This window comes from Thiomonas delicata, from assembly GCF_900088825.1.
GTDB lineage: Bacteria > Pseudomonadota > Gammaproteobacteria > Burkholderiales > Burkholderiaceae_C > Thiomonas_A > Thiomonas_A delicata.
In genome coordinates this window covers 222,311-245,602 of sequence record NZ_LT592170.1, presented here as the reverse complement: position 1 = coordinate 245,602, position 23,292 = coordinate 222,311, and the positions used below count along the sequence as shown (strand labels likewise).

Here is a 23,292-nt window from a genome sequence, read left to right as displayed (position 1 = left end):
GTCAGTTCTTGGCGTTGGGTTCGACCGGGTCGACATCGGTCACGTCGTGCATCTTGGGCAGTGCCCTGACAGGCGGCGGTGGCGCGGCTGGCGGCCCGGGTTCGGGGCGACCGCTGAACAGCCGCACCAATCGGCCGAGCAGGCCGCGCACGAAATGGAAACTGCGATGCGCCAGCCATACCATGGCGACGAGCAGCGCGGCCAGGGCGAGGAAAAACACCACCGGGTGGTTCCACGCCAGCCACAAGCCGCCAAGGACCAAGGCATCCTCGCCCAGGGAGGCGCCGATGTTGGAGAAGGGTTCCGGTGAGGTGTTGATGGCCGCGCGCGTGGTCAGCTTGGTGCCGTGGCTCACCGCCGCCAGACTGCCGCCGGCCGCGGCGGCGAGCGCGGCGATGAACCCGTGGTCCAGCCCGAACACACTGGCCGCGAGCATGGCGCCAGCCGGAATGCGCAGCAGGGTGGAGACGAAGTCCAGCAGGCTGTCGACGCCGGGAATCTTGTCGCCGATGAACTCGAGCAAGGCCAGCAGCCCGGTGATGCCGACCGCCACCGGGCTGGCCAATATGTGCAGACCGGGTGGCAACTGCACCCAGCCGGCCAGTCCCGCCACGCCGACGGCGAACATGACCAGGAAGGCGCGCAGCCCGCTGGCCCAGCCGAGCGCGGCGGCGAGGGCAAGAAGCTGCAGCGTGTCGGGGGTGGTGGCGGGCATGGGCGCGGGTGCGGGTCGACGGCAAGATTGGCGCGCGCGACCCGTCAAGGACTATGCGGCTGGCTGGATGGGTATGCGGGTCTGGGCGGGTGCGGCTTGGGGCTGCGCTGCTTGAGTCGCTGCACCGTCGCTCGCCGCATGCAAGCCCAGGCGCGTGAACAGCGCGCGGTCAGCATCCACATCGGCGTTGCCGGTCACCAGAAGGGTGTCGCCGTAGAAGATGGAATTGGCGCCGGCGAGGAAGCACAGCGCCTGGATGCCGTCGCCCAGCTCCTTGCGGCCGGCCGACAGGCGCACCCAGGCCTTCGGCATGGTGATGCGCGCAGCGGCCACGGTGCGCACGAATTCGAAGGGGTCGAGGTCGGGCGCCTGTTCCAGCGGCGTGCCGGCCACGCGCACCAGGGAGTTGATGGGCACGGATTCCGGGTAGGGATCGAGCCCGGCGAGCTGCGCCAGCAGCCCGGCGCGGTCGCGCCGGCTCTCGCCCATGCCGACGATGCCGCCGCAGCACACGTGCATGCCGGCCTCGCGCACGACCTGCAGCGTGTCCAGACGCTCCTGGTAGGTGCGGGTGGTGATGATGTTGCCGTAGAACTCGGGCGAGGTGTCGAGGTTGTGGTTGTAGTAGTCCAGCCCGGCGTCGGCCAGGCGCTGCGCCTGCTGGGCGTTGAGCATGCCCAGGGTCATGCAGGTTTCCAGGCCCATGGCCTTGACGCCCTCGACGATGGCGGCCACCTTGTCGATGTCGCGGTCCTTGGGTTCGCGCCAGGCGGCGCCCATGCAGAAGCGGCTGGCGCCGGCGTCCTTCGCCGCCTGGGCGTTGGCCAGCACGAGGTCGGGGTCCATCAGCTTGTCGGCCTTCACGCCGGCTTCGTGGTGGGCGGACTGTGGGCAGTAGCCGCAGTCTTCCGGGCAGCCGCCGGTCTTGATCGACAGCAGCGAGGACAGCTGCACCTCAGTGGGGTCGAAGTGGGCGCGATGCGTCTGCTGCGCTTGCCACATCAATTCGGGTAGGGGCAGGGCGAGCAGGGTTTCGATGCGCTCGGGCGTCCAGGTCGGGGATGCGTGCGTTGTGGTCATGGCGTGGGTCTGTGTAAGGTCAGGTGTTCGCCCAGGACGGCTTGCGGCGCTGCAGGAAGGCGGCGATGCCTTCCCGCCCGTCGTCGCTGGCGCGGGCCTGGGCGATGCGTTCGGCGGTGTCGGCCAGCAGCGCCTCGTTGACGTGGCGCGCGGCCACGTCGGCCAGCAGGCGCTTGGCGGCGGCCAGGGCCTGCGGCGAGGCGGCCTGCAGGGCCGCGCACCATTGTTGCACCTGGGCGTCGAGCTGTGCGGCGTCGGCGGCCACCTCGTGCACCAAGCCGTGCTGCTGCGCGGTCGCCGCGGAGAACACTTCGGCGGTGAGCGTGTAGCGCTGCGCGGCGCGCGCGCCCATGGCGCGCAGCACGTAGGGCGCGATGGTGGCCGGAATCAGCCCGAGTTTGACTTCGCTCAGGCAAAAGCGCGCGGGCGCGGCGGCTGCGGCCAGGTCGCATGCAGCCACCAGGCCCACCCCGCCGCCGAAGGCGTCGCCCTGCACGCGGGCGATGACGGGCTTGGGACACTCGGCCACGGCGCGCAGCATGCGTGCCAGTTGCATGGCGTCCTCGCGGTTCTCGGCTTCGCTGTAGCCGGCCATGGCGCGCATCCAGTTGAGGTCGGCGCCGGCGCAGAAGGCCGGGCCTTCGGCCGCCAGCACGATGACGCGGACCTGCGCCTGCGCGCCGAGTTCGATGAAGGCGGCGTGCAGCGCGGCGATGGTGGCGGCGTCGAAGGCGTTGCGCACGCCTGGGCGCGCCAGCGTGACGGTGGCCACGGCCCCGGCACGGGACACGGTGATGGATGACGGATTCATGCTTGCTGCTGTTCCTGTTGTCGGCGCTCGGCCTGGAGCATCCACACCAGATCGATTTCCGGGCTGGGGTGGCCCATCATGGTGAGCGCGGCCGTGATCTGCCCGCGGTGGTGGGTGCCGTGGTTCAAGGCATGGGCCAGCGTGGCGGCGTAGGGCAGGCTGGTCGGTACGCCCTGGGTGGTGGTGTAGTGCAGCTCGCCGGCAAGGCGCTCCCCGCTCAGGTGCGCGACGAAAGGCTCCCAGACCGCGACCGCGTCGAGCAGACGCTGGCGCAGGCGGGGGCGGTCTGGCTCGGCTTCCATGTCGAGCTTGATCTTGGGCGACACGCCCTCGGCCAGACGCGGAAACCACAGCAGCGCGTCGCCCACCAGCAGATGGTTGAGCGTGCCGTGGAGGCTCTTGAAAAACAGGCCGCAATCCCGCCGGTAGTCGGCCTCGGGCAGTTGCGCGACATGTTCGTCGAGCAGCTTGCGTGTGGCCCAGGCGTGATAACGGGCCATGGTGCACAGATGGTTGCGCAGGGCGGTCATGGTGGGCGCGGCTTGTTCGTGGGCAATGAACGGGAATGGTGAATCAGTGCCGCCAGACCTTGAGGCCGCGCAGGTCTTCCATGACGTCGAAGTCGGCGTCGTTGTGCAGCAGGGCGTGGTCGTGCTCGATGCAGTAGCTGGCTTGCAGGATGTCGATGGGGCTGCGGACGGTGTAACCCATCGCGCGCAGCAGGCGGTCGTGCTGCACCGCCTGCAGGGCGTTGTGTTCGCCGCCGATGTCCACCGTGGTCAATGCGGCCAGGGTCTTGCGCGCGGCGAGATGGTCGCGCTCGTGGCGGAAGCCGCGCAGCACCTCGAACAGCACCAGGTCGGCCACCGCCAGCGGCGCCATGTCCTCCAGCAGCCAGGCGAGCTGGTCGGTCTGACGGGTGGTGCGGCCGTTGAAGAAGTCGATCCACACCGAGCTGTCCACAAGGATCATTTCGCCGCCTTGCCAGGATCCGTCGCGGAACCGTAAGCCTTGCGCGACTCCTGCACCATGGGCGGCGCGGCGCCCGCGGCCAGGGGGTCTTCCCAGCGCAGCTTGCCGCGCAGGGCGAGCAGATCGCGATAGGCCGCCTGCCGGCGCAAGAGTTGCAGCCCGGCTTCCACCGCGTCTTTCTTGGTTTTGAACGGGCCGGCGCGCATGGCGGCTTCCATCAAGGCGTCGTCGATGTCGATGTTCGTGCGCATGATGTGTATAAGGTCTGATAACAATGCGCATTGTATGCTTGTCACATCCGGAACACGCCGAACCGCGTTTCGGGAATCGGCGCGTTCAGCGCGGCCGAGAGCCCCAATGCCAGCACGCGGCGCGTATCGGCCGGGTCGATGATGCCGTCGTCCCACAGCCGGGCCGTGGCGTAATACGGGTGGCCCTGAGTTTCGTACTGGGCGCGGATGGGCGCCTTGAACGCCTCCTCCTCGTCTGCGCTCCAGGCGCCGCCCTTGGCCTCGATGCCGTCGCGCCGCACGGTGGCCAGCACCGAGGCGGCCTGCTCGCCGCCCATCACCGAGATGCGCGCGTTGGGCCACATCCAGAGCTGGCGCGGGCCGTAGGCGCGGCCGCACATGCCGTAGTTGCCGGCGCCGAACGACCCGCCGACGATGACGGTGAACTTGGGCACCTGGGCGCAGGCCACCGCGGTCACCATCTTGGCGCCGTTGCGGGCGATGCCTTCGTTCTCGGCCTTGCGCCCGATCATGAAGCCGGTGATGTTCTGCAGGAACACCAGCGGAATGCGGCGCTGGCAGCACAGTTCGATGAAGTGCGCGCCCTTGAGCGCCGACTCGGAGAACAAGATGCCGTTGTTGGCCACGATGCCCACCGGCATGCCGTGGATGTGGGCGAAGCCGCACACCAGAGTGGTGCCGTAGCGGGCCTTGAATTCGTCGAGTTCCGAACCGTCGGTGATGCGGGCGATGATCTCGCGCACGTCCAGCGGCTTGCGCAGGTCCAGCGGCGCCAGGGCGCGCAGGTCCTCGGCGGGGTAGGCGGGCTCGCGCGGTTCGCGCAGGTCCAGGCCCTGCGGCTTGGCGGGGGGCGCCGGCAGGTGGCCGACGATGCGGCGGGTGATGGCCAGCGCCTCGGCGTCGTCGTGCGCGTAGTGGTCGGCCACGCCGGACAGGCGCGTGTGCACGTCGGCGCCGCCGAGGTCCTCGGCGCTCACCACCTCGCCGATGGCGGCCTTCACCAGCGGCGGGCCGGCGAGGAAGATGGTGCCCTGCCTGGCGACGATGACCGACTCGTCGCTCATCGCCGGCACGTAGGCGCCTCCCGCGGTGCACGAACCCATCACCACCGCGACCTGCGGGATGCCGGCCGCCGACATGGTGGCCTGGTTGTAGAAGATGCGCCCGAAGTGGTCGCGATCGGGGAACACCTCGTCCTGGTTGGGCAGGTTGGCGCCGCCCGAGTCCACCAGGTAGATGCAGGGCAGCCGGTTCTCGGCGGCGATGTCCTGCGCGCGCAGGTGCTTTTTCACGGTGAGGGGGTAGTAGGTGCCGCCCTTGACCGTGGCGTCGTTGCAGACGATGACGCATTCGCGCCCGTTCACGCGGCCGATGCCGGTGATGATGCCCGCCCCCGGCGCCGCGTCGCCGTACAGGCCGAGGCCGGCCAGGGCCGAGAACTCCAGGAAGGGCGTGCCGGGGTCGAGCAACTGCGCCACGCGTTCGCGCGGCAGCAGCTTGCCGCGCGCGGTGTGCTTGGCGCGCGCGGCTTCGCCGCCGCCGAGCGCGGCCGCGGCGAGCTTGGCGTTCAGGTCGTCCACCAGGGCGCGCACGGCATCGGCGTTGGCGATGCTGGCGGGGCTGCGGAGGTCGGTGCGGGATTCGATGCGGGGCATGGGTGTTGAGGGTGGCGTGGAGTGCGGAACCGGGGCCGGCCGGCCCCGGCGCAAGCGGCGGGCTCAGGCGGTTTCGGCGTCCCGCAGGCCGAGTTCCTGCTTCATGGCCTCGCGGATCTTGAACTTCTGCACCTTGCCGGTGATGGTCATGGGGAAGCTCTGCACGAAGCGGATATAACGCGGGATCTTGTAGTGCGCGATCTGCCCTTTGCAGAAGTCGCGGATGTCGTCCTCGGTGGGCGCGGCGCCGGGCTTGGGGATGATCCAGGCGCACAACTCCTCGCCGTACTTCGCGTCGGGCACGCCCACCACCTGCACGTCCTGCACCTGCGGGTGGCGGTAGAGGAATTCCTCGATCTCGCGCGGATAGACGTTCTCGCCGCCGCGGATCACCATGTCCTTGATGCGCCCGACGATGTTCACGTAGCCCTCGGCGTCCATGGTCGCCAGGTCGCCGGTGTGCATCCAGCCCTCGGCGTCGATGACCTCGCGCGTCTTGTCCGCGTCGCCCCAGTAGCCGTGCATCACCGAATAGCCCCGGGTGCACAGTTCGCCGGGCGAGCCGCGCGGCACCACGTCGCCGGTCTGCGGGTCGATGATCTTCACCTCCAGATGCGGCTGCACCCGGCCCACCGTGCTCACGCGCTTCTCCAGTGGCGTGTCGGTCGAGCTCTGGCAGCTCACCGGCGCGGTTTCCGTCATGCCGTAGGCGATGGTGATCTCGCTCAGGTGCATGTCCCGCACCACGCGCTTCATCACCTCGGTCGGACAGGGGCTGCCGGCCATGATGCCGGTGCGCAGCGTGGACAGGTCGAACGCCTTGAAGCGCGGGTGGTCCAGCATGGCGATGAACATGGTCGGCACGCCGTGCAGCCCGGTGCAGGCTTCGTCCTGCACGGCCTGCAGCGTGGCCAGCGGGTCGAAGGCGTCGTTGGGATAGACGATGGTGGCGCCGTGCGTGAAGCAGGCCAGGTTGCCCAGCACCATGCCGAAGCAGTGGTACAGCGGCACCGGAATACACAGCCGGTCCGCCGCGGTGAGTTTCATGGCCTCGCCGATGAAATAGCCGTTGTTCAGGATGTTGTTGTGGGTCAGCGTGGCGCCCTTGGGAAAGCCCGTGGTGCCGCTGGTGAACTGGATGTTGATGGGCTCGTGCGCGTCCAGCGCCGCCGCGGCCTCGGCCACCGCCGGGTCGTCGGCGCTGCCGCGCGCGTTCCAGTCGGCGAAGCGCAGCATGCCCGGCTGTTCGGCGTCCCCGAGCGTCACCACCAGCCGCAGCTCGGGCAGGCGCGCGGCGCGCAGCTCGCCCGGCGCGCAGCGGTCCAGCTCCGGCGCGAGTTCGCGCAGCATGGCCAGGTAGTCGCTGGTCTTGAAACTGGGCATGGTCACCAGCGCGCGGCAGGCCACCTTGTTCAGCGCGTATTCCACCTCGCTGGTGCGGTAGGCCGGGTTGATGTTGACCAGGATGATGCCCACCTTGGCCGTGGCCAGCTGCATCAGCACCCATTCCACGCCGTTGTGCGCCCAGATGCCGACGCGGTCGCCCTTGCGCAACCCGCTGCGCAGCATGGCGCTGGCCAGCGTATCGACTTCGCGCCGCAGCTCGGCATAGCTCAGGCGGCGGCCCTGGTGGCGCGACACCAGGGCTGCGTGCTCGCCCTGGCGGGCGGCCATGGCGTCGAAGAAATCGCCCAGGGTCTGGGTGATCAGCGGTTCGCGGTCGGTGCCGCAGGCATAGCTGGCGGTGAGGGGCGTCGTCATGGTTGTCTCCGGGCAGGGGCTTGCGGCGTTCGGGCGCCGTCTGCCTGCGGGTGGTGCGATGGGATGTGCGGAGGTGAGGTTCAGAAGCGGGCGGTGAGCCAGGCGTCGAGCTGGGGCAGGCGGTCCACGCCCCAGAACGGCTCCTCGTCGACGATGAAGAACGGCGCGCCGCACACGCCGCTTTGCAGCGCGCGGTCGCCGTTGGCCTTGAGCTGGGCCTTGATCTGCGGGTCCGCGCACCAGGCGTCGATCCGGGCGGCGTCCAGCCCCAGATCCCGTGCCAGTTCGTGCAGCACCGGCACCTCGGCGATGTTGCGGCCTTGGGTGAAATACGCGGCGAAGCAGGCGTGCGCCCACGGCGCCGCCAGTTCGGGCCGATCGCGCTGCAGGCCGACGAGCGCGCGCGCGGCCTGGTAGGTGGCCACGGGGAAGGGTTCCGGGTGGGCATAGGGCACGCCCAGGAAGCGGGCCGAGCGCGGAATGTCGATGCGCGCGTAATCGCCTTTGAGCGGCTGGTCCGTCAGGGGCTTGGCGCCGGTCATGGCGAACACCGGGCCCAACAGGATGGGCACCCATTCGAGGTTGCGGTCGTGCTTGGCCGCCAGCGCCTCGATCCGCGTGCTGGCCAGGTAGGAATAGGGCGAGGAAAAATCGAAGAAGAAGGCGATGGGGCTGACGGGCATGACGGGTCTCCGGGGGGCTGTTCCCGACGTTATAGCGCGCGGGCGATGAGCATCTTCTGCACGTCGCTCGTGCCTTCGTAGATCTGGCACACGCGCACGTCGCGCCAGATGCGCTCGACGGGAAAATCGCTCACGTAGCCGTAGCCGCCGTGGATCTGCATGGCGTCGCTGCACACGGCCTCGGCCATGGTGCTGGCCAACAGCTTGGCCATCGCCGCCTCCTTCAGGCAAGGTTGTCCCGCATCCTTCAGGCTGGCCGCGTGCCAGACCAGTTGGCGTGCGGCCTCGATGCGCATGGCCATCTCGGCCAGGCGGAACTGCACGGCCTGATGTTCGAAGATGGGTTTGCCGAAGGCCTCGCGCTGGCGGGCGTAGGCCAGCGCGGCTTCGAACGCGGCGCGCGCCATGCCCACCGCCTGCGAGGCGATGCCGATGCGCCCGCCCTCCAGGCCCGAGAGCGCGATCCTGTAGCCCTCGCCTTCGGCGCCGATGCGGTTTTCCAGCGGCACGCGGCAGTTCTCGAAGCGGATCTGTGCGGTGTCGGACGCGGTCTGGCCAGTCTTGTGCTCCACCCGCTCGACGCCGTAGCCGGGCGCATCGGTCGGCACGATGAAGGCGCTGATGCCTTTCTTGCCCGCCGCGCGGTCGGTGGCGGCGAGCACGATGGCCACGTCGCCGTGCTTGCCGCTGGTGATGAACTGCTTGACGCCGTCGAGCACGTAATGCTGGCCATCCCTCCAGGCCGTGGCGCGCAGGGCCGAGGCGTCGGAGCCGGCCTGCGGCTCGGTGAGCGCGAAGGCGCCGATCATCGCGCCGCGCGCCAGCGGCTTGAGCCAGCGTTCCTTCTGCGCCTCGCTGCCCCAGGCCGTCAGGATGGAACACACCGGGCAGTTGTTGACGCTGACGATGGTGCTGGTGGCGCCGTCGCCGGCGGCGATCTCCTCGATGGCCAGCGCCAGCGCCAGGTAGTCCAGCCCGGCGCCGTCCCATGCGGTGGGCACGGCGACGCCCAGGCAGCCGAGTTGCGCCAGGCCTTGCAGGGCTTCGCGCGGAAAGCGGGATTCGCGCGCCCATCGCGCGGCGTGCGGGGCGATCTCGGCGCGCACGAAATCGCGCACCGCGTCGCGGATCATCCGGTGGTCGTCATCGAGCAGCATGGTCAGTTCGGAAGTTTGGCCGTGACTTCGATTTCGATGCGCATGCGCGGATCGATCAGGCCGCAGACCTGCGCGGTGGCCGCCGGACGGGCCCGCGCGAAATACGCGCCGAACACCGGCGCGAGGCGCTCGAAGTCCGCGGCGTCGGTCAGCAGGTAGCGCACCCGCACCACCTCGTCGAGGCCGCAGCCCGCCTGGCGCAGCGCGTCCGCGATGTTGCGCATGCACTGGTGTGTCTGTTCCACCACGTCCGGGTCGATGGTCATGCGCGCGTAGTCGAACCCGGTGGTGCCCGACACGTGCACATAAATGCCGTCCACCACGGCGCGGCTGTAGCCGGCCAGGGCCTCGAACGTGGAGCCTGAACCGATGGTCTTGCGCATGGTCGTTTCCAGAGCGTTTTCGGCGATCGAGATTGTCAGAGTGGGCGCGGGCATCTCGCGCCGCGGACTCACAGCAACTCCAGCGCAAGCGCCGTGGCTTCGCCGCCACCGATGCACAGCGCCGCCACGCCCTTTTTCAGCCCGCGCTTGCGCAGTGCGCCGAGCAGGGTGACCACGATGCGCGCGCCCGAGGCGCCGATGGGGTGGCCCAGCGCCACCGCGCCGCCGTGCACGTTGACGATGTCGTGCGGCAGGTCGAACTCGCGCATCGCCGCCATGGTCACCGCGGCGAAGGCTTCGTTGACTTCCCACAGATCCACGTCCTTCGCCGTCCAGCCGGCCTTGGCGAGCACCTTCCGGATCGCGCCGACCGGCGCGGTGGTGAACCACTCGGGCGCCTGCGCGTGCACGGCATGCGCGACGATGCGTGCCAGCGGCGCGCAGCCCAGCTGCCTGGCGGTGGACGCGCGCATCAGCACCGTGGCCGCGGCGCCGTCGGAAATGCTCGACGAGGTCGCGGCGGTGATGGTGCCGTCCTTCTTGAACGCGGGTTTGAGCCCGGGAATCTTGTCCAGCTTGGCTTTGAACGGCTGCTCGTCGTGCTTGACGAGCACTTCGCCGCCCTTGCCGGGCACGGCCACCGCGGCCAATTCCCAGTCGAAGCTGCCGTCCTCGTTGGCCTTCTTGCTGCGCTCGGTGGAGGCCACCGCGAAGGCGTCCATCGCCTCGCGCGTGAAGTTGTATTTCGCCACGCAGCTTTCGGCGAACACGCCCATCGCCTTGCCGCGGTCGTAGGCGTCTTCCAGCCCGTCCATCGCCATGTGGTCGTAGAACTGGGTGGCGCCGTATTTCACGCCCTTGCGCACGAAGGCCAGGTGGGGCGCGTTGGTCATGCTCTCCATGCCGCCGGCCACCACGGCATCGGCCGAGCCCGCGGCCAGCATGTCGTGGGCGAACATCATCGCCCGCATGCCCGAGCCGCACATCTTCGACAGCGTCACCGCCCCCGCCGACTGCGGCAGCCCGGCCTTGAGCGCAGCCTGCCGCGCCGGGGCCTGGCCTTGCCCCGCCATCAGGCAGTTGCCCATGAGCACTTCGTCCACGGCGTCGGGCTTGATGCCGGCGCGTTCGACGGCGGCGCGGATGGCGACGGCGCCCAGTTCCCAGGCGGGCAGGGCGGCGAAGTCGCCGAGCAGGCCGCCGATGGGGGTGCGCGCGGCCGAGACGATGACGATCGGATCTGAATTCATGGGGTCTCCAGAGGGGTTGACGAGGGTGGGGATGCGGCGGGCGGCGCTTCGCCGATCTGCTGGTTGAAGCGCCGCGACGCGTCGTAGGGAAACACGTCGAACACATGGCCTTCGCGCGTGCGCTGCTGCTGGTTTTGCCAGAACGCCGCGTCCAGCAGGTCGGCGTGGTGGCGCATGAACACCTCACGCACCTTGGGGTTGGCGAGCAGGAAGGTGCCGAAGGTTTCGGGGAAGACGTCGTGCGGGCCGACCGGGTACCAGGGCTCGGCGGACATCTCGTCCTGCTCGCAACGGGGCTCGGGCACGCGGCGGAAGTTGCAGTCGGTGATGTATTCGATCTCGTCGTAGTCGTAGAACACCACCTTGCCGTGGCGGGTGATGCCGAAGTTCTTCCACAGCATGTCGCCGGGAAAGATGTTCGCCGCCACCATGTCCTTGATCGCGTTGCCGTAGTCGGTCACCGCCGCCTCCAGCTGCTCCGGCGTGGCTTCCTGCAAGTAGATGTTCAGCGGAATCATGCGCCGCTCGATGTAGCAGTGGCGGATGACGAGCAGGCCGCCGTCCTCCTCCAGCTGCGAGGGGCAGGTGGCCTTGAGTTCGGCGATCAGCTCCGGGTCGAAGCGCTCGCGCGGGAAGGCCACGTTGGAATATTCCAGCGTGTCGGCCATGCGGCCGACGCGGTCGTGCCGCTTGACCAGCAGGTACTTGCTCTTGATCTTCTCGCGCGTGGTGTCCTTGGGCGCGGGGTAGAAGTCGCGGATGACCTTGAACACGAAGGGAAACGACGGCAGGGTGAACACCAGCATCACCATGCCGCGGATGCCGGGCGCGGTGGTGAAGCGGTCGCTCGAATGCCGCAGGTGGTAGAGGAAGTCGCGGTAGAACAGCGTCTTGCCCTGCTTGGCCAGGCCCAGCGCGCTGTACAGCTCCGAGCGCGGCTTGCGTGGCATCAGCGAACGCAGGAACTGCACGTAGGCCGAGGGCACCGCCATGTCCACCATGAAGTAGGCGCGCGCGAACGAGAACACCAGCAGCAGGTCGTCCTCCTCGAGCAGCGCGGTATCGATGATGAGCCGGCCGCGCTCGTTGTGCAGGATCGGCAGGGCCAGCGGAAATTCCCAGAAGCCGTTGATGATCTTGCCCACCACATAGGCGCCCTTGTTGCGGTAGAACAGCGAGGACAGCACCTGGATCTGGAAATTGCTGCGCAGCCGCGCCCCCGCCAGGCGCTTTTCCACTGCGTCGAGCACCAGGCCGATGTCGCGCTCCAGGTTCTCGAACGGGCGCTGCAGCTGGTAGTTGTGGATGATGCGCGTGAGGGTGTCGCCCAGGGTGTCGCGCTGCGGGTAATAGGCGCGGAAGGTGGGCTGGGCCGCGGGCTCGTCGTATTCGATGTACTCGGTGGACACGGCCGGGCGCACGAACAGGATGTCGTTGTGGAAATGCCTGCGGTGCAGGATTTTGGTCGTCACCGAGTTGAAGAAGGTCTCGGCCAGTTCCGGCTGCAGGTGGTTGGTGAGCAGGCCGATGTAGTGCAGCTTGGCCTGGTGCCAGGTTTCGGTGTCCAGGTGCGCGGCGTCGAACGCGGTCTGCAGGTGCTCGGTCGCCTCGTCCACCCGCATGTCGTAGAAGGCGATGCGCTCGCGCTGCGCGCGCTGCTGACCGGCCCAGTCGGCGGCCTCGAAGCGCGCCTTGGCTTCGCGGCTGACCTCGCGGAACAGCCGGTAATGCTTGTTGAACCCGTCGAGCATGGCACGCGCGATGGCGAAGGCCACCTTCGAATCCAGGCGCGGGGGGAATTGGTTCATCGAGCCCTCATCGGCAAGACCACGGCACCGACTGTACCCGCGCCGCGTGTCCAGGAACAGGGAGGGGGGCGCTCCCGGCGCGCCGGGCCCATGCTAGGCTAGTTAACCGCACGACGCTGCCGCGGCGAAAGGCCCGAACGAGGTCTTTGCCGCCGTGCGCGACATTCAACCCCCTCGATCTTTCAGGAGACACGCCATGCCCGGACTGCTGCCCCATGTCGACCCCGATGGCCTGCTGGAATATTCCGTGGTCTACACCGACCGCGCGCTCAACCACATGGCCAGGCGTTTCCAGGGCGTGATGACCGACATCGCGGCCATGCTCAAGCAGGCCTATGGCGCGGATGCCGCCGTGATCGTGCCGGGCAGCGGAACCTTCGCGATGGAGGCCGTGGCGCGCCAGTTCGTGCCGGGCGGGCGCGTGCTGGTGATCCGCAACGGCTGGTTCAGCTTCCGCTGGTCGCAGATCATCGAGACCGGCAAGCTGTCGGACCAGATCACCGTGCTCAAGGCGCGGCGCACCGCCGACGCGCCCGAATCCCCCTTCGCCCCGGCGCCGATCGACGAGGTGGTCGCCGCAATCCGGCGCGAGCGTCCGGCCGTGGTGTTCGCGCCGCACGTGGAAACTTCCGCCGGCATGATGCTGCCCGACGACTACCTGCGCGCCGTGGGCGAGGCCGTGCGCGCGGTGGACGGCCTGTTCGTGCTGGACTGCATCGCCTCCGGCGCGATGTGGGTCGACATGCGCGACGTCGGCGTGGACGTGCTGGTGTCGGCGCCGCAAAAGGGCTGGAGCGGCCCGCCATGCGCCGGTTTCGCCATGCTGGGCGAGCGCGCCGTGCAGCGCCTGCAATCGACGCAGAGCGACAGTTATTCCTGCGATCTCAAGAAATGGCACCAGATCATGCAGGCCTACGAGGGCGGCGGCCATGCCTACCACGCCACCATGCCCACCGACGCGCTGGCGCAGGTGCGCGACGTCATGCGCGAGGCCTTCGACGTCGGGCTGCCCAAGCTCAAGGCGGCGCAAATCGAGCTCGGCCGCGCGGTGCGCGAGAGTCTGCAGCGCCGTGGTCTGCGCAGCGTGGCGGCGCCCGGGTTCCAGGCGCCGGGCGTGGTGGTCAGCTACACCCGCGACCCGGACCTTCAAAGCGGCAAGGCGTTGGCCGCGCAGGGCTTGCAAATCGCCGCCGGCGTGCCGCTGGCCTGCGACGAGCCGGCCGATTTCCGCAGCTTCCGCATCGGCCTGTTCGGGCTGGACAAGTGGGCCGACGTGCCCGCCTGCGTGCGCCGGCTGGACGCCGCGCTCGACGCGGCCGGGCTGCGCGCCGTAGCCACGACGCAGGCCCAGTTGGCCTGAGGTCGAGGTGCTGGCCGGGCCCGCGCCCGGCCGACATGAACGACGCGGCCGCCCGTGCGCCGCCTCGTGACGCCGCGCGGCAAGAGGCCCGCGCATCATGCCGTCTCCGCGAACAGCTCCCGGCCGATGAGCATCCTGCGGATCTCCGACGTGCCCGCGCCAATCTCGTACAGCTTGGCGTCGCGCCACAGCCGCCCCAGCGGGTAGTCGTTGATATAGCCGTTGCCGCCGAAGATCTGGATGCCTTCGCCCGCCATCCAGGTGGCTTTCTCGGCGCACCACAGAATCACCGCGGCGCAGTCCTTGCGCACGCCGCGCGCGTGGCCGTCGCCCAGGGCGTCGAGGTTCTTGCCCACGGTGTAGAGCAGGCTGCGCGCCGCCTGCAGCACGGTGTACATATCGGCCAGCTTGGCCTGGATGAGCTGGAACTCGCCGATGGCCCGGCCGAACTGGGCGCGCTGGTGCACATAGGGCACCACGTTGTCCATCACAGCCTGCATGATGCCCACCGGCCCGGCCGCCAGCACGGCGCGCTCGTAGTCCAGCCCGCTCATCAGCACCTTGGCGCCGGCGCCCACGGCCCCCAGCACGTTGGCGGCCGGAACCCGCACGTCCTGGAACACCAATTCGCCGGTGTGGCTGCCGCGCATGCCCAGCTTGTCCAGCTTTTGCGCCACCGAAAAGCCGGGCATGCCTCGTTCCACGATGAAGGCCGTGATGCCCTTGCTGCCCGCGCCGGGGTCGGTCTTGGCGTAGACCACCAGCACGTCGGCGTCCGGGCCGTTGGTGATCCACATCTTGGTGCCGTTGAGCACGAAGTCGTCGCCATGCCGGTCGGCGCGCAGCTTCATGCCGACTACGTCCGAACCCGCGCCGGCCTCGCTCATCGCCAGCGCGCCGACATGCGCGCCGGACAGCAGCGCGGGAAGATAGGTGCGTTTCTGCGCGGCCGTCCCGTTGCGCCGGATCTGGTTGACGCACAGATTGCTGTGCGCGCCGTAGCTCAGCCCCACCGAGGCGCTGGCGCGGGAGATTTCCTCCATCGCCACCATGTGCGCCAGATAGCCCATGCCCGTGCCGCCGTCCGCCTCCGGCACGGTCACGCCGAGCAGCCCGAGCTCGCCGAACTTGCGCCACAGATCCATCGGGAACTGGTCCGTGCTGTCGATCTGCGCGGCGCGCGGGGCGATTTCCGTCTGCGCGAAGTCGCGCACCGCGTCGCGCAGCGCGTCGACGTCGTCGCCGAGTTGAAAGTCCAGTCCGGGCATTTCCATCACATCTCCTCGTGTCGTGATCCGTGCGCGCCGCGCCGGCCCGTCAATCACAACCCAAGCCTGGGCTGACCTCAATTGACGTTTACGTAATAGGAATATCTAGGCGTTACTGTAGAAAGACTGCAGGACTTTGTAAACACACGACCCTGGCACTGTGTCGTGCTGCGCCCGGGAAGGCCGCAGTGGTTGACACCAGGATCCATGCGGCATATGTTCAAACATATGTTATGGGAGTGACTGGATGGATACCGCCCAACGCCACGTGCGCCTCTTTCGCAACGGCCGCAATCAGGCGGTCAGGATTCCACGCGACATGGAACTTCCTACGCGCGACGCGGTGATCCGCCGCGAAGGTGCGCGACTCATCATTGAGCCTCTGCCTGTCCTGGGCCTGCTTGCCACGCTCGCGGACCTGCCCGATCTTGCCGAGCCGTTTCCCGACGTGGACGCGGAACTCGGCGCGCTGGACGACGTGGCGCTGTGAGCGCGCCGCAACGTGGGCCGCAGTATCTGCTGGACACCAACATCCTCTTCGCCTTGGTCCGAAGCCCGCGCGGCCCGGTCGCGCAGGCCATTGCGCAGGTGGGTGAAAACGCCGTGTTCACGTCCATCGTCGTGAGCGCGGAATTGCGCTTCGGCGCGGAAAAAAGCCGGTCGCCGCGTTTGTTGCGGCAGGTCGAGGCCGTGCTCTCGGCACTGGACATTCGGCCCATCGAACAACCCGTCGACGTGCACTATGCCGTTTTGCGCTGGCATCTCGAGCGCACGGGCCAGAGCATCGGTCCCAACGACATGCTGATCGCCGCCCATGCGCTGCAAGAAGCGGCAACCCTGGTGACAGTCAACGTGGGTGAGTTTTCCAGAGTTCCCGGCCTCGTCGTGGAGAACTGGCTCGACTCGCCGGGCTGATTGTCTCAGGCCGGCCTTTCCTCGTCACCTAAATCCCGCAGCAGGGCGCGCGCCTCGGCCTCGTAGGCGCCGATCTCGGCCATCGTGGCCTGCAGGTCGGCCATGCGGTCCTCGATGTCGCGCCGGTGCAGCGCGAGCACTTCTAGGTAGCGGCGCAGTTGCGGCGCGGTGTCGCGCGGCGACTCGTACATGGTCACCAGCTCCTTGATCTCCGCCAGGCTCATGCCCAGCCGCTTGCCGCGCTGGGTCAGCTTCAGCCGCGTGCGGTCGCGCTGCGCGTACACGCGCTGGCGCCCTTGGCGTCGCGGGCTGAGCAGGCCGGCTTCCTCGTAGAAGCGGATCGCGCGCGGCGTGAGGCCGAACTCGCGCGCCAGTTCGGTGATCGTGTAGGTGCTCTTGCTCGGTTCGGCCATGCGGGCGGGTGTCCGGTTGACGTTTACGTCAAGTGTAGTCAACGCAACGCGCGCGGGCTTTTGAATGTCCGCCGCACGTACCGACACTTTTCGTCACGTCTGTGTCAAGAATCAAAAGCGGCTGACGTTTTTCGGCCGCCAACCGTTTTAATGCGTTGATTTTGACGGGGTTTCCGTGAAATCCGTCACGCCTTCCGCGCGTATGCTCAGGCCTAATTGTTGCGGAGGCTTCGCTTCATCCAGGCGCGCGCAGGCGCAGACAGTCCGGCATGGCCGCGCAGCGCTACGGGCAAACCACCTACAGAACCAACGACCACAGGGAATCCACCATGCGCCACGTCCAGCGTCCAGCCGCCGGCTTTTTGAACAAGGGTTTCACCCTGATCGAGCTGATGATCGTGGTTGCCATCATCGGCATCCTGGCCGCCATCGCCATCCCCGCCTACCAGAACTACACCGTCCGCGCCCAGGTCACGGAAGGGCTGAGCCTGGCCACCGGCGCCAAGGTGGCGGTGTGGGACTTTTATTCCCAGCACGGCGCATTTCCCGGCAGCAATCAGTCCGCCGGTCTGGCGCAGCCGCAGTCCATCACGGGCAACTACGTCAAGCGCGTGGACGCCGCCAACGGCCTCATCACCATCGTCTACGGCGGGAACGCCAACACCGCGATCCAGAACAAAACCCTCTACCTGTCCGGCAAGTCGTCCGCGGACGGCTTGCTATGGACCTGCACCACCGCGCCGGGCGGCACCGCTCCCGCCACCGCCGTGCCCCGGCAGTACCTGCCGAGCTCCTGCGCCTAGGTTTCTTGTCGCTTGGCCTGAATCAGGCGCGGCCTCAGCCGCGCGTGCGGGAGCCCATGGCCTGCCCGCTTGTCTTGAGCCGCGATCTTCCAATCGCAGCCCCGATCGCGCGGCGGTATCGGGCAGACAAGGTCCGAAGCCCGGTTGATGTTTCCCAAATTCCTGACCGCCCGACTCCTCCCCACCCCAACCCTCCCCATGTATGGGGAGGGGGCACAGCTCACCCGCCATGCGTCGGCCGTCGTCTGTGGAAATCGCAATAGCCCCCGTTTTGCGCGGACCCGCGGTTTCCATGCGGCGCTTCGGCACAAGATTTGCATATCAGTTTTCAGGCGCGCAGCGGCGCACGTCGGCAGATCATCGGGAAGCCAACCGGCACTGACAAGTTCCGGTGCATCGAATCAAAAATTGTCAGTTAAGACCAAAAATTGTCCGGCTGGACTTTGGAATGGGCGCCAAACCGTGAAGCAGATCACACAATGTGTGAACAACCGCGCTGGCATGGAAGCTGCTTTTCCGAACCGGCCCCGCAGGGGGGATTGACGTCAACCCAACAACGGCCAGGCGTCGACACCGGTGTTTTCCGGCGCAATGGCCGCAAGCCTTCACACTTCTAGGAGCTGTTTTCATGAAAAAGCAACTGCAACAAGGCTTCACCCTGATCGAGTTGATGATCGTGGTGGCCATCATCGGCATTCTGGCCGCGATCGCGATTCCGGCGTATCAGAACTACACCATCCGCGCACAGGTCACGGAAGGCCTTTCACTGGCAGATGGTGCCAAGACGGCGATGACAGAATATGCCTCGAATCACGGTACCTGGCCCGCAAGCAACGCATCAGCTGGCCTGGCCCAGGCGGCTAGCATCAATGGCAATTATGTGACTAGCGTTGATGTCGGCACGACGCCAGGCACCATTACCATTACTTATGGCGGGACCAAGGTGAATACCAATATTTCCGGTAAGACTTTACTGCTTGTTGGCGCATCCAGCGGGGGCTCATTCTCGTGGACTTGCAAAGCAGGTTCAATTTCTACCAATTATCTTCCCTCTTCTTGCACTTAATCTCATCTCCGGGACTTACACCCGCCGCAAGGCGGGTTTTTTATTTCTGAGATTTGAGTTGCGATAATTGAGTTTCACAATGAGCGAGTGCTGCCGTGCTGAAAACCAAAGATCTATTCATTCTAAATTTATCATTGGTGTTAATTGCTCTTGGATTCGTCGCGGCAGTATTGGCGCCCCAGCACTTTCTGCCGATCCCGAGCTTTTATCAAGAGATTGCCGCTGGCGCAGGTTTTTTGCTTGCATTCACAATCTCAGTGGTTGGTGGGCTATTAAGGACGCGATGGCAGTTGCCATGGGCAAGTATTTCTGCGCTCATTTTCATTGTATTATTGTTAGTTGGTGTGCGGATTCATCCGGAAGCAAGTCTCGATTACATGCTATGGCCTTTGGGGGCGTTGCTTATCGCTGCAATGGCCGCATGGTACGGCCATAATGTAGCGCGGCAGGGGGGCGCTGAAAGGCTTATGGGATTTTTGCTTTTTTCTTTTTTTTTGGCAGGGATGGGCACTGCATTATTAATATGGGTGCAGCTTTTTAATCCTGGTGGAGAGTCCTTCTGGTTATTCCCACGCCAGGTTTTGCAAGCACCCTCAGGAAATTTAGGTCAACGTAACCAATCTGCGTTAGTGCTTGGTTTCGGATTGATGGCGTTGGCTTATTGGGGGCGACAAGGAGTTGCATATGTTGTGGCGAAGCGGGCATTGGTCGCCGCGCTTATGCTATTGCTGGTGAGTGGTATTGCGCTGACCCAAAGCCGAGTCGCTTTTGGGTTTTTATTTGTCGTGGGACTTTGCTTTGGCATGTTATGGGCCGAACCCCGCAGTAGATTCAGGGCTGCGCTATTAGGGGTTTTGGGTGTGGGGTTAGCGTATTTAATGTTGCAATGGATAATCTATGTTGGCCTAGGCCTTGGGCAGTTGTTTCCTCCAGGAACGCAGCGGTTGGTGGATCGGGGTCTTGGGCAACGCCTTGGTATGCTGCAAGTGGCGTGGGCAGAATTTAAGTCGCATCCGATATTCGGCGGTGGGTTTGGGAGCTTTTCTGATTGGGAGTTTCGCCTGGGGTTGCAGCAGGCGCATCCTTTGTTCTCGACCAATGCGCACAATATCTTTGCGCAAATTGGGGCGGAATTTGGTATCTCGGGTTTGCTGGCATTGTTGGTACCAGGCTGTATCAGCTTGTGGCTGATATCAAGGCAGCTATGGGGGACTGGTTTGGCAGCCTGGCCGGCATGGAAGGTTCCCGCACTAGGGGTATGCGTGATGCTGTTGGGTTACAGCATGACGGAGTTTCCACTTTGGTATGTCTATTATCTTATTCCGTTTGCCTTGTGTTGGGGTGTACTTGACAGTACAGCAGTGCAGTGGCCTGTAACACGCTCTGTGCAGGTTCTTCTTGGTTTATTGCCGTTGATCATGCTTGCGTTCATGGGATGGGCAAGTGCTAGGTATATAGATATCGTGAAATTAACAGCCTTGGCGGCTGACAGTTCAGTATATAAGAAATATCAAGGAATCTATCAAAGAAATTTGCAAAATATTATCGTAAGTCCTGGATTTTCGCCTATCGTAGAGGCACTTAATTTTTACAGTTTGAGTGTCGATCCGTTCATGTTACGCGAAAAAATTGCCTTGGGAGAGCGTGCAGTAGGAAATTACACGGGCGCGTGGTTTATGCAGAAGCTGGCTTATCTCTATGCACTGAATAAAAAGCCAAATAATTCAGCTTTAACCCTTGCAAAGGCATGCGCGTTCTACCCCGATGCTTGTCCGGAAGTGCGTGAAAGTTTGCACCATCTACAGAGCTTGGACCCGAATATCTACGATCCTGTCGCCAGAATTTTTGCAACACTGCCGCAATCGACCTTGCAGCCAGTTAATGTGAATGCGCTCAAACCATGGGAACATGGCGATACTGGGACTGTGGTAACAATCGACCCCAAGAAAACGTGGTTTGGATTTGATCTGGCGTTCTATGCGTCGGGTGTCGGGAAAGAGGGTGCGAATGGTGGGACATTTGTCACTGCTCAATCGCCCGGCAAAGCGGTAGGCCATGGCGCAAATTCTGAGCGGCAGCAGGGGTCGGCAGAACCAAAGCCATAGCATGAAAGGCTGACGGTTTTGAGCATGCTCGGTAAAGTGAAGCAGCTCATCGTAGTGTGGCCTGAGCGGGTGGACCCTTGAAACTCTCCCGCAAACGCGCCCGCGCCAAGATCCTGCGCCTGCCGCCGTCGGTGCCGCGCAATCCGCTGGTGGCGCCGACGCTTCAGCGCAAGGCGGGGACGCACGGCAAGTCGCGCAAGGCCGAGCGGCGGGCGGCGCGGGTCGCGCTGCGCAAGGAGCGGGAGGGCTGAGGCCGGGCGGGCGCCAAAGATCGGCATCGCGCCGCACGGCGAACAAACTGTTGCAGTGTCGGCGCGGGGTTTTTTCTAGGATGCCAGTGCATCGGGTGCCGGCATCCGGGGCCCGGCAGTCGGGGAGTCTTGTGATGCAAATGCGACATCTTGGCACCAGCGGTCCGCTGGTGTCCGCCTTGGGTCTGGGCTGCATGGGTATGTCGGAGTTCTACGGGCCGGCCGACGAGGCGCAGTCGATCGCCACCATCCATCGCGCGCTCGATCTGGGCCTGAATTTTCTGGACACGGCCGACATGTACGGCGCCGGCCACAACGAAGAGCTGGTGGGCCGCGCCATTCGCGGCCGGCGCAGCCAGGTGGTGCTGGCGACCAAGTTCGGCAATGTGCGTGGGCCGGACCGCAGCTTCGCCGGGGTCAACGGCCGGCCGGAGTACGTGCGCCAGGCCTGCGATGCCAGCCTGCGACGGCTGCAGGTGGACGTGATCGACCTGTACTACCAACACCGGGTCGATCCGCAGGTGCCCATCGAAGACACGGTGGGGGCGATGGCCGGCCTGGTGCGCGCCGGCAAGGTGCGCTGGCTGGGCTTGTCCGAGGCGGCGCCGGCCACCATCCGGCGTGCCCACGCGGTGCACCCGATCGCCGCGCTGCAGACGGAATACTCGCTGTGGAGCCGCGACCCGGAGGGCGAGCTGCTGGATACGGTGCGCGAACTGGGCATGGCCTTCGTCGCGTACAGCCCGCTGGGACGGGGGTTTCTCACCGGCGCGATTCGCCAACTGGACGATCTGGCGCCGGACGACTGGCGCCGGCACAACCCGCGCTTCACGCCGGAGAACCTGGCCCACAACCTGCGCCTGGCCGACACGCTGCGGGACATGGCCGCCGAGCGCGGCTGCACCGCGGCGCAGTTGGCGCTGGCCTGGCTGCTGGCGCAGGGCGACGACATCATCCCCATTCCGGGCACGCGGCGCATCGAGCGCCTGGAGGAAAACCTGGGCGCGCTGCAGGTGCCGCTGAGCACGGAGGATCTGCTGCGCATCCACCAGGCCATGCCCCCGGGGGCGGCCAGCGGCATGCGCTATCCCGACGCGGCCATGCAGGCGTTGAACCGCTGATCTGCAGATCTGCTGATTTGCATCAGCTTGACCAGTCCGTACCTTGCGCGGCGGGGTGGCGCCGGCCTCACGGCGCAGTTACAGTGAATGGCGGCCTTACCAGGCCGCCATTCACTTCGGCGCCACGAGCGCCATCACAACGCACGGAGACATCAATGCTGCAAACAGCCAGCCCGAACAACCCGCTGTCCTACATCGACCCCCAGCCCGACAGCCCCTGGCAGACCTATCTATCCCAAGTCGAGCGCGTGCTGCCCTATCTGGGCCCCCTGTCGCGCTGGGCCGAGACCCTGCGGCGCCCCAAGCGGGCGCTGATCGTGGACGTGCCCATCGAGATGGACGACGGCACGGTGCGCCACTTCGAAGGTTTTCGCGTGCAGCACAACCTCTCGCGCGGCCCCGGCAAAGGCGGCGTGCGCTACCACCCGCAGGTCACGCTGGAAGAAGTGATGGCGCTGGCGGCCTGGATGACGGTGAAGAACGCCGCGGTGGGCCTGCCCTTCGGCGGCGCCAAGGGCGGCATCCGGGTCGAGCCGGGTGAACTCTCGCACAAGGAACTCGAACGCCTCACAAGGCGCTACACCAGCGAGATCGGCATCATCATCGGCCCGCAGCAAGACATCCCCGCGCCCGACGTCAACACCAACCCCCAGATCATGGCGTGGATGATGGACACCTACTCCATGAACATCGGCGGCACCGCCACCGGCGTCGTCACCGGCAAGCCCGTCCAGCTCGGCGGCTCGCTCGGGCGCGTCAAGGCCACCGGGCGCGGCGTGTTCGTCACCGGGCGCGAAGCCGCGCGGCGCATCAACCTCCCGCTGGAAGGCGCGCGCGTGGCGGTGCAGGGCTTCGGCAACGTCGGCGCCACCGCCGCCGAATTGTTCGCCCATGCCGGCGCCCGGGTCGTCGCGGTGCAGGACCACACCGGCGCCGTGCTGCACGCGCCGGGGCTGGACGTGCCGGCGCTGCAGGCCCATGTTCAGGCCCATGGCGGCGTGGCCGGCTTCGAGGCGGCGCAGCCCATCGCCCGCGAGGACTTCTGGGACGTGCCCTGCGACATCCTCATCCCCGCCGCGCTGGAAGGCCAGATCACCGAGGCGCGCGCGCGCCGCACCGCGGCCAGGCTGGTGCTCGAAGGCGCCAACGGCCCGACCCTGCCGGGGGCCGACGACATCATGGCCGAGCGCGGCGTGCTGGTCGTGCCCGACGTCATCTGCAACGCCGGCGGCGTGACGGTGAGCTACTTCGAGTGGGTGCAGGACTTCTCCAGCTTCTTCTGGAGCGAGGACGAGATCAACGCCCGGCTCGACAAGATTCTCGGCGGCGCCTTCGCGCATATCTGGGACACCGCCGACCGGCTCAAGATCACCCTGCGCACGGCCGCCTTCGTCGTGGCCTGCGAGCGCGTGCTGCAGGCCAGGGCCGAGCGCGGGTTGTATCCCTGAGAACCCGGCTCCCTCC

Annotated in this window: 24 protein-coding genes; 9 read left to right on the top strand and 15 right to left on the bottom strand. The window is 66.4% G+C overall.

The features are described 5' to 3' along the window. Position 1: 1 nt before the first annotated feature. The 13 genes from THIARS_RS01350 to aceK form a co-directional block, all read right to left on the bottom strand. On the bottom strand, positions 2-715 hold the full coding sequence (locus tag THIARS_RS01350; protein ID WP_094159141.1) for a DUF4126 domain-containing protein: 714 nt from the start codon (positions 713-715) through the stop codon (positions 2-4). Positions 716-766: 51 nt separating this feature from the next. Further along, positions 767-1,795: a biotin synthase BioB gene (gene bioB, locus THIARS_RS01345; protein WP_094159140.1), complete on the bottom strand. Its 1,029-nt coding sequence runs from the start codon at positions 1,793-1,795 to the stop codon at positions 767-769. 19 nt (positions 1,796-1,814) lie between these two features. Further along, positions 1,815-2,606 (bottom strand): enoyl-CoA hydratase-related protein, encoded by a 792-nt coding sequence (locus THIARS_RS01340; protein ID WP_094159139.1) that lies wholly within the window; start codon positions 2,604-2,606, stop codon positions 1,815-1,817. Then, complete coding sequence (locus tag THIARS_RS01335; RefSeq protein WP_094159138.1) at positions 2,603-3,136, bottom strand: DinB family protein; 534 nt, start codon at positions 3,134-3,136, stop codon at positions 2,603-2,605. The genes THIARS_RS01340 and THIARS_RS01335 overlap by 4 nt, the downstream gene beginning before the upstream one ends. Positions 3,137-3,179: 43 nt before the next feature. Further along, the gene (gene vapC / locus THIARS_RS01330) at positions 3,180-3,578 is read right to left on the bottom strand and encodes a type II toxin-antitoxin system VapC family toxin (RefSeq protein WP_094159137.1); all 399 of its coding nucleotides are present in this window, start codon (positions 3,576-3,578) and stop codon (positions 3,180-3,182) included. Beyond that, complete coding sequence (locus tag THIARS_RS01325; RefSeq protein WP_094159136.1) at positions 3,575-3,829, bottom strand: type II toxin-antitoxin system VapB family antitoxin; 255 nt, start codon at positions 3,827-3,829, stop codon at positions 3,575-3,577. Before THIARS_RS01325 ends, vapC begins: the two co-directional genes overlap by 4 nt. A gap of 41 nt (positions 3,830-3,870) precedes the next feature. Next, positions 3,871-5,484, bottom strand: coding sequence for a carboxyl transferase domain-containing protein (locus tag THIARS_RS01320; protein WP_094159135.1), 1,614 nt, complete (start codon positions 5,482-5,484; stop codon positions 3,871-3,873). A 63-nt stretch (positions 5,485-5,547) separates the two neighbouring features. Further along, positions 5,548-7,245, bottom strand: coding sequence for an AMP-binding protein (locus THIARS_RS01315; RefSeq protein ID WP_094159134.1), 1,698 nt, complete (start codon positions 7,243-7,245; stop codon positions 5,548-5,550). Between the two features lie 80 nt (positions 7,246-7,325). Beyond that, on the bottom strand, positions 7,326-7,928 hold the full coding sequence (locus THIARS_RS01310) for a 2-hydroxychromene-2-carboxylate isomerase (protein ID WP_094159133.1): 603 nt from the start codon (positions 7,926-7,928) through the stop codon (positions 7,326-7,328). Between the two features lie 29 nt (positions 7,929-7,957). Then, positions 7,958-9,085 carry an acyl-CoA dehydrogenase family protein gene (locus THIARS_RS01305; RefSeq protein WP_094159132.1) on the bottom strand — a complete coding sequence of 376 codons (1,128 nt, stop codon included), beginning with the start codon at positions 9,083-9,085 and terminating at the stop codon, positions 7,958-7,960. Between the two features lie 2 nt (positions 9,086-9,087). Further along, the gene (locus tag THIARS_RS01300; RefSeq protein ID WP_094160548.1) at positions 9,088-9,468 is read right to left on the bottom strand and encodes a RidA family protein; all 381 of its coding nucleotides are present in this window, start codon (positions 9,466-9,468) and stop codon (positions 9,088-9,090) included. Between the two features lie 68 nt (positions 9,469-9,536). Next, positions 9,537-10,718, bottom strand: coding sequence for an acetyl-CoA C-acyltransferase (locus tag THIARS_RS01295; RefSeq protein WP_094159131.1), 1,182 nt, complete (start codon positions 10,716-10,718; stop codon positions 9,537-9,539). Beyond that, complete coding sequence (gene aceK / locus THIARS_RS01290; RefSeq protein WP_094159130.1) at positions 10,715-12,526, bottom strand: bifunctional isocitrate dehydrogenase kinase/phosphatase; 1,812 nt, start codon at positions 12,524-12,526, stop codon at positions 10,715-10,717. The genes THIARS_RS01295 and aceK overlap by 4 nt, the downstream gene beginning before the upstream one ends. Positions 12,527-12,722: 196 nt before the next feature. On the opposite strand from aceK, the gene THIARS_RS01285 reads away from it, so the two are divergent. Then, complete coding sequence (locus THIARS_RS01285; RefSeq protein ID WP_094159129.1) at positions 12,723-13,886, top strand: aminotransferase class V-fold PLP-dependent enzyme; 1,164 nt, start codon at positions 12,723-12,725, stop codon at positions 13,884-13,886. A 95-nt stretch (positions 13,887-13,981) separates the two neighbouring features. Here the strand turns inward: THIARS_RS01285 and THIARS_RS01280 are convergent, their stop codons facing one another. Beyond that, on the bottom strand, positions 13,982-15,160 hold the full coding sequence (locus THIARS_RS01280) for an isovaleryl-CoA dehydrogenase (RefSeq protein WP_094159128.1): 1,179 nt from the start codon (positions 15,158-15,160) through the stop codon (positions 13,982-13,984). Positions 15,161-15,401: 241 nt separating this feature from the next. Between THIARS_RS01280 and THIARS_RS01275 the strand changes: the two genes are divergently transcribed. Beyond that, positions 15,402-15,644, top strand: a complete 243-nt coding sequence (locus THIARS_RS01275; RefSeq protein WP_094159127.1) for an antitoxin — start codon at positions 15,402-15,404, stop codon at positions 15,642-15,644. Continuing rightward, positions 15,641-16,069 (top strand): type II toxin-antitoxin system VapC family toxin, encoded by a 429-nt coding sequence (locus THIARS_RS01270; protein ID WP_094159126.1) that lies wholly within the window; start codon positions 15,641-15,643, stop codon positions 16,067-16,069. Before THIARS_RS01275 ends, THIARS_RS01270 begins: the two co-directional genes overlap by 4 nt. 5 nt (positions 16,070-16,074) lie before the next feature. On the opposite strand, the gene THIARS_RS01265 is transcribed toward THIARS_RS01270, so the two are convergent. Further along, the gene (locus THIARS_RS01265; RefSeq protein WP_094159125.1) at positions 16,075-16,482 is read right to left on the bottom strand and encodes a MerR family transcriptional regulator; all 408 of its coding nucleotides are present in this window, start codon (positions 16,480-16,482) and stop codon (positions 16,075-16,077) included. 329 nt (positions 16,483-16,811) lie between these two features. Here THIARS_RS01265 and THIARS_RS01260 point away from each other — a divergent pair, with 329 nt between their 5' ends. The 6 genes from THIARS_RS01260 to THIARS_RS01240 all read left to right on the top strand — a co-directional run bounded on the left by THIARS_RS01260 (position 16,812) and on the right by THIARS_RS01240 (position 23,276). After that, the gene (locus THIARS_RS01260; protein WP_094160547.1) at positions 16,812-17,285 is read left to right on the top strand and encodes a pilin; all 474 of its coding nucleotides are present in this window, start codon (positions 16,812-16,814) and stop codon (positions 17,283-17,285) included. A gap of 628 nt (positions 17,286-17,913) precedes the next feature. Then, positions 17,914-18,351: a pilin gene (locus THIARS_RS01255; RefSeq protein ID WP_094159124.1), complete on the top strand. Its 438-nt coding sequence runs from the start codon at positions 17,914-17,916 to the stop codon at positions 18,349-18,351. A gap of 95 nt (positions 18,352-18,446) precedes the next feature. After that, entirely contained in the window at positions 18,447-20,456 is a 2,010-nt protein-coding gene (locus THIARS_RS01250; protein WP_141202308.1) for a PglL family O-oligosaccharyltransferase, read from the top strand. A gap of 77 nt (positions 20,457-20,533) precedes the next feature. Beyond that, the gene (locus THIARS_RS18495; RefSeq protein ID WP_186436635.1) at positions 20,534-20,707 is read left to right on the top strand and encodes a hypothetical protein; all 174 of its coding nucleotides are present in this window, start codon (positions 20,534-20,536) and stop codon (positions 20,705-20,707) included. A 134-nt stretch (positions 20,708-20,841) separates the two neighbouring features. Further along, positions 20,842-21,828: an aldo/keto reductase gene (locus THIARS_RS01245; RefSeq protein ID WP_094159122.1), complete on the top strand. Its 987-nt coding sequence runs from the start codon at positions 20,842-20,844 to the stop codon at positions 21,826-21,828. 155 nt (positions 21,829-21,983) lie between these two features. After that, the gene (locus tag THIARS_RS01240; RefSeq protein WP_094159121.1) at positions 21,984-23,276 is read left to right on the top strand and encodes a Glu/Leu/Phe/Val family dehydrogenase; all 1,293 of its coding nucleotides are present in this window, start codon (positions 21,984-21,986) and stop codon (positions 23,274-23,276) included. Positions 23,277-23,292: the final 16 nt, after the last annotated feature.

Coding starts and splice junctions, on each gene's coding strand:
- THIARS_RS01350 (WP_094159141.1), bottom strand. CDS start 715: ATGCCCGCCACCACCCCCGACACGCTGCAGCTTCTTGCCCTCGCCGCC.
- bioB (WP_094159140.1), bottom strand. CDS start 1,795: ATGACCACAACGCACGCATCCCCGACCTGGACGCCCGAGCGCATCGAA.
- THIARS_RS01340 (WP_094159139.1), bottom strand. CDS start 2,606: ATGAATCCGTCATCCATCACCGTGTCCCGTGCCGGGGCCGTGGCCACC.
- THIARS_RS01335 (WP_094159138.1), bottom strand. CDS start 3,136: ATGACCGCCCTGCGCAACCATCTGTGCACCATGGCCCGTTATCACGCC.
- vapC (WP_094159137.1), bottom strand. CDS start 3,578: ATGATCCTTGTGGACAGCTCGGTGTGGATCGACTTCTTCAACGGCCGC.
- THIARS_RS01325 (WP_094159136.1), bottom strand. CDS start 3,829: ATGCGCACGAACATCGACATCGACGACGCCTTGATGGAAGCCGCCATG.
- THIARS_RS01320 (WP_094159135.1), bottom strand. CDS start 5,484: ATGCCCCGCATCGAATCCCGCACCGACCTCCGCAGCCCCGCCAGCATC.
- THIARS_RS01315 (WP_094159134.1), bottom strand. CDS start 7,245: ATGACGACGCCCCTCACCGCCAGCTATGCCTGCGGCACCGACCGCGAA.
- THIARS_RS01310 (WP_094159133.1), bottom strand. CDS start 7,928: ATGCCCGTCAGCCCCATCGCCTTCTTCTTCGATTTTTCCTCGCCCTAT.
- THIARS_RS01305 (WP_094159132.1), bottom strand. CDS start 9,085: ATGCTGCTCGATGACGACCACCGGATGATCCGCGACGCGGTGCGCGAT.
- THIARS_RS01300 (WP_094160548.1), bottom strand. CDS start 9,468: ATGCGCAAGACCATCGGTTCAGGCTCCACGTTCGAGGCCCTGGCCGGC.
- THIARS_RS01295 (WP_094159131.1), bottom strand. CDS start 10,718: ATGAATTCAGATCCGATCGTCATCGTCTCGGCCGCGCGCACCCCCATC.
- aceK (WP_094159130.1), bottom strand. CDS start 12,526: ATGAACCAATTCCCCCCGCGCCTGGATTCGAAGGTGGCCTTCGCCATC.
- THIARS_RS01285 (WP_094159129.1), top strand. CDS start 12,723: ATGCCCGGACTGCTGCCCCATGTCGACCCCGATGGCCTGCTGGAATAT.
- THIARS_RS01280 (WP_094159128.1), bottom strand. CDS start 15,160: ATGGAAATGCCCGGACTGGACTTTCAACTCGGCGACGACGTCGACGCG.
- THIARS_RS01275 (WP_094159127.1), top strand. CDS start 15,402: ATGGATACCGCCCAACGCCACGTGCGCCTCTTTCGCAACGGCCGCAAT.
- THIARS_RS01265 (WP_094159125.1), bottom strand. CDS start 16,482: ATGGCCGAACCGAGCAAGAGCACCTACACGATCACCGAACTGGCGCGC.
- THIARS_RS01260 (WP_094160547.1), top strand. CDS start 16,812: ATGCGCCACGTCCAGCGTCCAGCCGCCGGCTTTTTGAACAAGGGTTTC.
- THIARS_RS01255 (WP_094159124.1), top strand. CDS start 17,914: ATGAAAAAGCAACTGCAACAAGGCTTCACCCTGATCGAGTTGATGATC.
- THIARS_RS01245 (WP_094159122.1), top strand. CDS start 20,842: ATGCAAATGCGACATCTTGGCACCAGCGGTCCGCTGGTGTCCGCCTTG.
- THIARS_RS01240 (WP_094159121.1), top strand. CDS start 21,984: ATGCTGCAAACAGCCAGCCCGAACAACCCGCTGTCCTACATCGACCCC.